Consider the following 7788-nt stretch of genomic DNA (forward strand, 5'->3'; position numbering starts at 1 on the left):
ATATATTATGTAATATATGAATATATAATATATATCTATATAATAAGAAAGGGTTAATTTATGAAAATAGGAAAAAGAATTAAAAATCGCCGTCAACAACTTAATATGACTCAAGGTGAGCTATCAGATGGGATATGCACTTAAAGTCAAATTAGCAAGATAGAGAAAGACGAGATAATACCTTTAGCAAGTCTTCTAGTGAAGATTGCTGAGAAATTGGAAGTTTCTTTAGATGATCTAGTCTATGAAAATAGAATAAAAAGAATAGAAAATGAATTTTTAATAGATAAGGAACGCATAGACTATTTATTGAAAATTAGAGAATATGGTAAAATACAAAATCTTATTAGCGTGATAGATAAAGAAAAATTAAGCTTTAATGACTCAATTTATATTATGTATGTATCATTAGTAACAGATAATTATACACGAAATAATAATTCATTCGAAAAATTAGAGATTTTTTACTCTGAACACAGTGATACTATGGAGGATAATCTTAAGATAAGAACTCTGAATAGCTTGGGGATTCTGTCAATGGAAAATAATCAGTCAGAGAAAGCTAAAGAGTATTTCTCGAAAGGTTATAGAATTGCGATAACAAGTAATGCATATGAGGATCTGTTATTCAAGGTTGCATATAATTACCTAAGGCTTCTCTTTCAGCTTGAAGAATACAAAGAGATGTATGATATTTCATGCACAGCTATAGAATTTGTCTTCGTGAATAATAATACCTATTGTTATCCTCAACTAGTTTTCTATAAATATTTTGCTTTAATGAAACTTAATTTATTATCACTCGTAGATATGAAAGAGATAGAGACAGCCTTATTTTTCAGCATAAAAAAAGGCGAAAACAAAACTACAGAAAACCTTGAAAAAATTATATATAATTTGAAAAGATTATAATTTATGAATCATCTACAAAAGGATGTTAATCTCTATGTCTCAAGAAAACAAATTGGATATGTTTCACAAGACGACTTGATAATGATGGAAAGCATTAGTGTCTTCTAAATTATTAACTGTTATCATTTTTTGGATTTCAATCGGTAATCGTTTAATTAGCCTTATTTATTATACAAATAACGTGTGATTACAAACAAAACACTCCAGAGTTAAGATTTTCAAATCTAACTTTTGGAGTGTTGCTCACATCTTTGTAACACGACGTTCTTATTTCAATTTAATGGTCTTCTATTCAGAAATTCTGTCTGCTTATTCAAGACATATTCAGGAATATTTTTTACGACTTTATTACGTAATTGAATAAACAGCTGCGATTCACTTTGAGCAGCTTTCCCTATCTTACGGGACTTCAGTATGACTTTCTTCGTATGCGGAACACTTAATCGGTCATAATTTGCAAGTGCTTCTTTCAATGGGTATTGTTCTAACTGGTTGGCGAGACAAACTGCATCTTCAATGGCCTGCGATGCACCTTGCCCCATATTAGGTGTCGCTGCATGTGCCGCATCCCCTAGTAATACGACACGTCCTTTTACGAATGTCTTAAGCGGTTCAATATCATATATATCATGATGTAATGGTTCACCGACTGTATTGTCTAAAACATTAGTCACTGCATGAGGAAATTCTTCAAAGTATCGCTTTAACTTCTTCAGATTATAGTTTCTGAACTCTGTATCCCGTTCAAGGGCATTAATACATAAAAACCAGTAGACTTCATTATCTCCCAGAGGAACAATCCCGAATCTGCCACGCGCATCCCAGTATTCTAACGCTGTCTTGTCGTTCAGCCCTGGATTCACGCTCGTTCCTCTAAAGCATGTATATCCTTGATACTTCGCCTCACTACCTGGAAACATCTGTCTGCGCACTTGAGAGTGCAGCCCGTCCGCTGCAATAATGAGATCATACTGGTTGCTAGTACCATCATTCATTTTAATTGTTCCTGCATCAAAGTCTGTAATCTTGACGACCTCTTTAATCAATCTTACATTCCCTTTATAATGATAACGTAGTATATTATGCAGTGAACTGCGCTGTATCGTAATATTATCTTCTCCAGCTTTATTAAAGATCACACGATTTAAATATGTATCGTTCGCATCTCTTAGCTGAGCTTCAATCAAAATATTGCCGTCTCTTTTTATATCTTCAGCAATATCATAACGTTCAAGTGCACGTATCGCGTTTTCACCGATACCAAGACCTACACCTTCTTGTTTTAATACGTGTCTCTTTTCTAGTACTTCTACGCTATGTCCAAGACGTTCTAGTAATATCGCTGCGGTTAAACCACCGATACCCGCACCAATGATTCCTATACGCATGTCATCACTCCATTAAATTCATATTCATAATAATAATAGCTATCATCTATATTCGTACATATAAAGTCTAACGTCTCAAGTAAACGCTGAGATGCTGTATTATCGATTAGTGCCGATGCTTTAATCGTCAGTTTGTCATGATGTTGTGTTAAATGCGCTATAAGACAGCTTATCGCTTCATAAGCATAGCCGTTACGTCTATAGTTACAGCGTATGTGGTAGCCGATTTCTATCTCATGATGCCAGCTCGGTGGTCCACTGAGGGAGATTTCACCAATGAAAGTATCCTCCAGCTTCAATAACCACGTCCCATAACCAATACGTCCTGGCATCATATGCTGTTTGTAAACTTCTTGAATATATTTGCTGTCGTACTTATATTTCGACAGCACCTCTTCTAAATTTTGTGCACATAAAGCATCAATTATCAACCGCTCAGTCTGTAATTGATAACTGATTGTCATAGCACTGTTCATACGCTCACCTGATTCTCATAATATAATTTCATTATACATCATCCATTATATAAATGCTTTTTTTGAGCAAAGAGACACGTCGCCAGAAATGGAAGCTGACGACGTTTAAGTTACTTAGTTATAAAGTTTATTCGATATATATTGCTGGGTGATTAAGATGACTGCACCGACAGACCAATATAATGGCAGTGCTGCTGGTGAATGGAAGCTGACGAAGATAATCATCATCGGACTCATCAGTATCATCGGTCGCATTTGTTTACGCGTTGCTTCCGGCATATATTGCAATGATATCCAAGACTGCAAGAAATATAATGCGCCTGCAATCACCATCATCATGATATCTGGACTCCCCAGATTAAACCAGAGAAAACTTTGAGTTGCAATATCCTTACTATGCGTTATCGCAAAATATAACGCCATCAATATCGGCATCTGTACGATGACCGGAAGACAGCCCATGTTTAATGGATTTACATTATATTTGCTGTAAACTTTTAAAAGTTCTTGTGATAGTCGTGCTTTCTCCTCTTCATCTTTTGCAACTTTGATCTGATCCTGCAATTTTTTAATCTCAGGCTGAGCAAGCTTCATATTGCCTTGCATAACCTTCTGACGTTTCGTTGCGTTCAGCATCATCGGCATGAGTACAAGCCGTACACAGACCGTAACAAGTACAATCCCCATACCGTAGCTTCCATCAAAGAAACTCGCAAAATATTTTATCAACTGCGCAAATGGCTCCACCAGTGACTGATGAAATAGACCATCCTCTTTTGGCGCGCACCCTGTAAGTAGTAATAATAATGCTGTGAGTAAAACTGTGAATTTTTTCAATTTATGTCCTCCTATATATTAATGTGAAATTAATATATAGGAGATGCCGCTACCTCATCGGACTGTCTGGACAGACACTTAATACGCCATATTAGCGTTTTGGAAATCAATAGATACGTATACGTTACTTTATGTTTAATCTTTCTGACTTCAATCCACTCTGCACTTACTTTAACATGTGCAATCGTGTGAATCAGTAAGAATAAAAAGGCAGTGAAGTATGGAATTAAATAGAGTAATTTAAAGAAAATATACTTCCACAGTAAATCTTCAGTTAATAAGTTGATCAATAACTCCATCACTTCACCCCTTCTTTATATTAGTATAGATAGAATATCATAATTTGGTTGAAAGGTGATAGTTATGTTATCGGCGAGTGGCCGATAATAGGACATTCAGACTCACTTTTGTACGCGAGTGGCCGATAATGGGACATTCGAGTTCTCCTCAAACACTCACTCAATATAAAGAAACGTGCGATCACCTAAGATCGCACGTTCTTCTTATTTTCTTTTCAACAATCTCAAACTATTCAGGGTCACTAATATCGTTGCACCCATATCCGCGAATATTGCGATCCATAATGTGAGCCATCCTGGAATCACGAGTAGTATCGCAAGTAGCTTTAAGCCAAGTGCGAACGTGATATTCTGCTTAATAATCTTCAATGTACGTTTGCTCAGTTGAATCACACGGGGTAAATCGTCAAGATTATCTTTCATAAATGCAATGTCCGCTGTTTCTAATGCGGTATCTGTTGCGGCCCCGCCCATCGAGAAACCGACGTCAGCTTGAGCGAGTGCGGGCGCATCGTTAACACCATCTCCAACCATCGCAACACGTCCATGTTGCTGATAATCTTTAATGATATCCAGTTTATCTTCAGGCAATAATCCCGCATGTACTTGTGTTAATCCGATTTCTTTGCCGATTGTTTCAGCAACTGACTTATGATCCCCTGTTAACATGACAGTATCAATGTTCATTTGTTCAAGGGTACGAATGACTGATTCTGCTTCTTCTCTCAGTGTATCTTTAATAAAGAACACACTGTAAATTCGATTGACTGTTCCAAAGAGCACCATCGTTGCACCTGTTTCATGCATGTTTTCTATTTCTTTTTGTGCATCATCAGTCAAATCAAAGAAAGAACGTTGCCCTATACGGTATTCAACACCATCGAACACGCCTTTTACACCTTTGGCAGTAACCACTTCATAATCGGTTACAGGAACGAGCGTGCGCACTTCAAGCGAATCGACGACGGCACGACTGAGTGGATGTCCAGCCTCTTTTTCAAGTGTATAGATAATGTCATCCTTCTGATCTGCTTCAAAATCTCTTCTTGATACAACAGCAGGTGTTCCTTTCGTCAAAGTTCCTGTCTTATCGAAAGCAACGGTGCTAATATGTCCAGCGTTCTCGAGATGCACGCCACCTTTAATGAGCATCCCTTCTTTTGCTGCGCGTCCAATCGCTGTTACGATTGCTACTGGCGTGGATATTACAAGTGCACAGGGACATCCAACAACAAGCACTGACAACCCTTGGTATAGGTAGTGATTAAAATCTCCTCCAAAGAGCGGTGGTACTACGATAATCGTTAATGCAATGAGCATAATAATAGGAGTGTAATATTTCGCAAATCTATCGACGAACTTCTGGGTCGGCGCTTTCTCGCTCTGCGCTTCTTCTACAAGATGAATCATCTGTGCAAGTTTCGTCTCATCATTTCGTTTAGTTACGCGGACTGTCAACTGACCGGATTCATTCAGCGTACCTGAATACACAGTGTCTCCCTCCTGCTTATGTACAGGAATACTTTCTCCAGTGATGCTCGCCTGATTAATATTACTTTGTCCATCGGTTACAACACCGTCTACTGGTATTTTCTTACCAGGCAGTACTTTGACGATATCACCAGGCATAATGCTGTCTACATCCACTTCAATAAACTTACCTTCACGTGCTATAAGCGCAACGTCTGGCGAGATATCAATAAGCGAAGCGATACCTGCACGGGATTTCTCCATCGCGTACCCTTCTAACGCTTCACTTATCGCAAAGAGTACAACGACCATCGCGCCTTCTTGTAATTCACCAATTAGCGCTGCACCAATGATAGCAACCGTCATCAGTACATTCATATCAAAGTTCAATTTAAACAGACCTTTTACTCCTTCGATAAATAGATGGTAACCCCCAACCAATATCGCAATGATGAACACAACACGCGTTACTGTATGATCCTCACCAAAGTTCAGACTACATAGCATCCCAACTAAAAATATAATTGCCGACAATATAAACGGTATATTCTCTCTCTTCTTATAGAAAGGAACTTTTTTAACACGTTTAATATGGGCCGGTCTCACTTTAATATTATCGAATTTACCTGCCGCTTCTAACGCCTCAATCGATGCATCTCCAGTAACTTCAAGCTTGGCCGCACCAAAGTTTAAAGTGACATCCTCTACACCTGGAATCGACTTCACGTTATCCTGAAATTTCGCTGCACAATTTGTACACGATAATCCTTCTAAGCGATATACTTCTTTATTCTTCATCATCCTCATCTCCATGTGCTAACGCTGTTCTTATCAACGTCTTAATATGATCATCTTTCAGTTCATAAAATGCATTCTTACCCTTTTTTTCGACGCTTACAATATGTGATTTAAGCAAATATCTGAGATGATGACTCGTCGTAGCGACAGTCGCACCGATAATGTTTGCCAGATCACACACGCATAATTTCTCTTCAAGCAGCAAACTATAGCAGATTGACAAACGATTCTTGTCAGCTAATGCCTTATAAATCGAAAGCATTGGTGCTAAGTCAACAACCTCCATATTCGCTTTTACACGTGATACTTTGTGTTCATCAAATAAGTAAACATCACACATATCATTACTCACATATCCACCTCATTCAAATATATCTTTGAATATATTATATAACAAACATAATATTCAAACAATGATTTGAATGTTATGTTTATATCTTTTTACTACGGGAATCTAAAAGATGAACAAATAATAAACAAGGGAGTTTTATCCATAATGGAATCAAGTAGTAATTATTTAAAGATTGAAATTAAGCTGGACAACAATGAAACTGTTTATCATTACGAGTTCTTCTCAACAGATGAGAAGATTGCGTACAATAACTTCATCACAAAATGCGATCGTAATGAAACAGGTTTCCTTCCAATCAATGACGGGGAACATAATAGTGCAATCAACTTAAATAAAATCGTCAAAATTACTCCGCTTGAAAGAACCGATATTTAAATAGTAAAAAGCACCTGACTCGTCAGGTGCTTTTTAACGTTCATGTTATGTTAATATTTGTCCTCTTCGACTACTTTCTCCAAATAACTATCTACCAGTTTGCCGTGTTTATTAATCCGTACCGCACATAGGTGCTCATAGTTCCCTGCACCTGTATCGATGTTGAGTATATTACGTTTCTTATCATACTCCGGCTTACCGCTTTCTGTTGGCGTATGTCCTATCACCTGCAGCTTATGCATATGCTTCAGCTTTCCACGGTAGCGCAGTACACACCAGCTGCTCTCTGTACTAAACTTCCTGAAGTTCAGCCAGTTCACGCCGGCATGTGATACATACAGTACCTCATTTTCATAATAAAGCGGTAAACGATGCATCCACTCAATATCCTTTTCTAATTTTTTCAATGGATAATGTGTGAGCGTTCTTCTGTAGTTTTCTTTCATCTCTGACTTTGGTGTATGCTGCATTATATACTGTACCATCTTATATTCATGATTCCCCTTTATACACACCGTATCCGGGTACATATTGCACAGCTTTCTAATATAATAGACCACATCTCTCGAATTGCAGCCTTTGTTAATATAATCTCCGACAAAGATAAGCTGTTCTTCGCCTTTTTTCCAGTGCTTCATGATTTTCTTCAAGGTAAAGAAACAACCATGTACATCTCCAATAATAAAATAATTCATCTCCGTCATCCTCATAATAAAAAGATTAGTAGTTACTGATTATAATTCAATCGCCGAAAAATCTAAAGAAAATATTAAAAACCAGACCGAAATCGATGAACATCACCCAGTCAAGTAGACACTTAAAAAAATAAAAATTAATTACTCGGCTGTGCTTGTATTAGCGCAGCCATTTTTAATGATATA

9 protein-coding genes are annotated in these 7788 nt (G+C 37.3%); 2 read left to right on the forward strand and 7 right to left on the reverse strand.

Annotated elements, in window-relative coordinates:
- The first annotated feature begins 198 nt into the window (after nucleotides 1-198).
- A complete protein-coding gene (locus CD152_RS08825) occupies nucleotides 199-912 on the forward strand; it encodes a hypothetical protein (RefSeq protein ID WP_103214664.1) in 714 nt (237 codons plus the stop codon).
- Nucleotides 913-1184: 272 nt separating this feature from the next.
- On the opposite strand, the gene CD152_RS08830 is transcribed toward CD152_RS08825, so the two are convergent.
- From CD152_RS08830 to CD152_RS08855, 6 genes are all read right to left on the reverse strand, one after another.
- On the reverse strand, nucleotides 1185-2300 hold the full coding sequence (locus CD152_RS08830; protein ID WP_103214665.1) for an FAD-dependent monooxygenase: 1116 nt from the start codon (nucleotides 2298-2300) through the stop codon (nucleotides 1185-1187).
- A complete protein-coding gene (locus CD152_RS08835) occupies nucleotides 2291-2776 on the reverse strand; it encodes a GNAT family N-acetyltransferase (RefSeq protein ID WP_101144451.1) in 486 nt (161 codons plus the stop codon). Before CD152_RS08835 ends, CD152_RS08830 begins: the two co-directional genes overlap by 10 nt.
- A gap of 114 nt (nucleotides 2777-2890) precedes the next feature.
- Complete coding sequence (gene yidC / locus CD152_RS08840; RefSeq protein WP_101035894.1) at nucleotides 2891-3613, reverse strand: membrane protein insertase YidC; 723 nt, start codon at nucleotides 3611-3613, stop codon at nucleotides 2891-2893.
- A 29-nt stretch (nucleotides 3614-3642) separates the two neighbouring features.
- A complete protein-coding gene (locus CD152_RS08845; RefSeq protein ID WP_086039170.1) occupies nucleotides 3643-3912 on the reverse strand; it encodes a hypothetical protein in 270 nt (89 codons plus the stop codon).
- 204 nt (nucleotides 3913-4116) lie between these two features.
- Nucleotides 4117-6180 (reverse strand): heavy metal translocating P-type ATPase, encoded by a 2064-nt coding sequence (locus CD152_RS08850; RefSeq protein ID WP_103214666.1) that lies wholly within the window; start codon nucleotides 6178-6180, stop codon nucleotides 4117-4119.
- Nucleotides 6170-6520 (reverse strand): ArsR/SmtB family transcription factor, encoded by a 351-nt coding sequence (locus CD152_RS08855; RefSeq protein WP_041636518.1) that lies wholly within the window; start codon nucleotides 6518-6520, stop codon nucleotides 6170-6172. The genes CD152_RS08850 and CD152_RS08855 overlap by 11 nt, the downstream gene beginning before the upstream one ends.
- 156 nt (nucleotides 6521-6676) lie before the next feature.
- On the opposite strand from CD152_RS08855, the gene CD152_RS08860 reads away from it, so the two are divergent.
- Nucleotides 6677-6907 carry a hypothetical protein gene (locus CD152_RS08860; RefSeq protein WP_015912180.1) on the forward strand — a complete coding sequence of 77 codons (231 nt, stop codon included), beginning with the start codon at nucleotides 6677-6679 and terminating at the stop codon, nucleotides 6905-6907.
- Nucleotides 6908-6957: 50 nt separating this feature from the next.
- On the opposite strand, the gene CD152_RS08865 is transcribed toward CD152_RS08860, so the two are convergent.
- Nucleotides 6958-7602, reverse strand: coding sequence for a metallophosphoesterase (locus tag CD152_RS08865; RefSeq protein ID WP_157819670.1), 645 nt, complete (start codon nucleotides 7600-7602; stop codon nucleotides 6958-6960).
- Between the last annotated feature and the right edge of the window lie 186 nt (nucleotides 7603-7788).

This window comes from Macrococcoides caseolyticum (genome assembly GCF_002902665.1).
Classification (GTDB): domain Bacteria; phylum Bacillota; class Bacilli; order Staphylococcales; family Staphylococcaceae; genus Macrococcoides; species Macrococcoides caseolyticum.

What these genes read in the sequence shown, in the direction of transcription:
- CD152_RS08830 (WP_103214665.1), bottom strand. Translation starts at nt 2,300, where the DNA reads ATGCGTATAGGAATCATTGGTGCGGGTATCGGTGGTTTAACCGCAGCG.
- CD152_RS08835 (WP_101144451.1), bottom strand. Translation starts at nt 2,776, where the DNA reads ATGAACAGTGCTATGACAATCAGTTATCAATTACAGACTGAGCGGTTG.
- CD152_RS08845 (WP_086039170.1), bottom strand. Translation starts at nt 3,912, where the DNA reads ATGGAGTTATTGATCAACTTATTAACTGAAGATTTACTGTGGAAGTAT.
- CD152_RS08850 (WP_103214666.1), bottom strand. Translation starts at nt 6,180, where the DNA reads ATGAAGAATAAAGAAGTATATCGCTTAGAAGGATTATCGTGTACAAAT.
- CD152_RS08855 (WP_041636518.1), bottom strand. Translation starts at nt 6,520, where the DNA reads ATGTGTGATGTTTACTTATTTGATGAACACAAAGTATCACGTGTAAAA.
- CD152_RS08860 (WP_015912180.1), top strand. Translation starts at nt 6,677, where the DNA reads ATGGAATCAAGTAGTAATTATTTAAAGATTGAAATTAAGCTGGACAAC.
- CD152_RS08865 (WP_157819670.1), bottom strand. Translation starts at nt 7,602, where the DNA reads ATGAATTATTTTATTATTGGAGATGTACATGGTTGTTTCTTTACCTTG.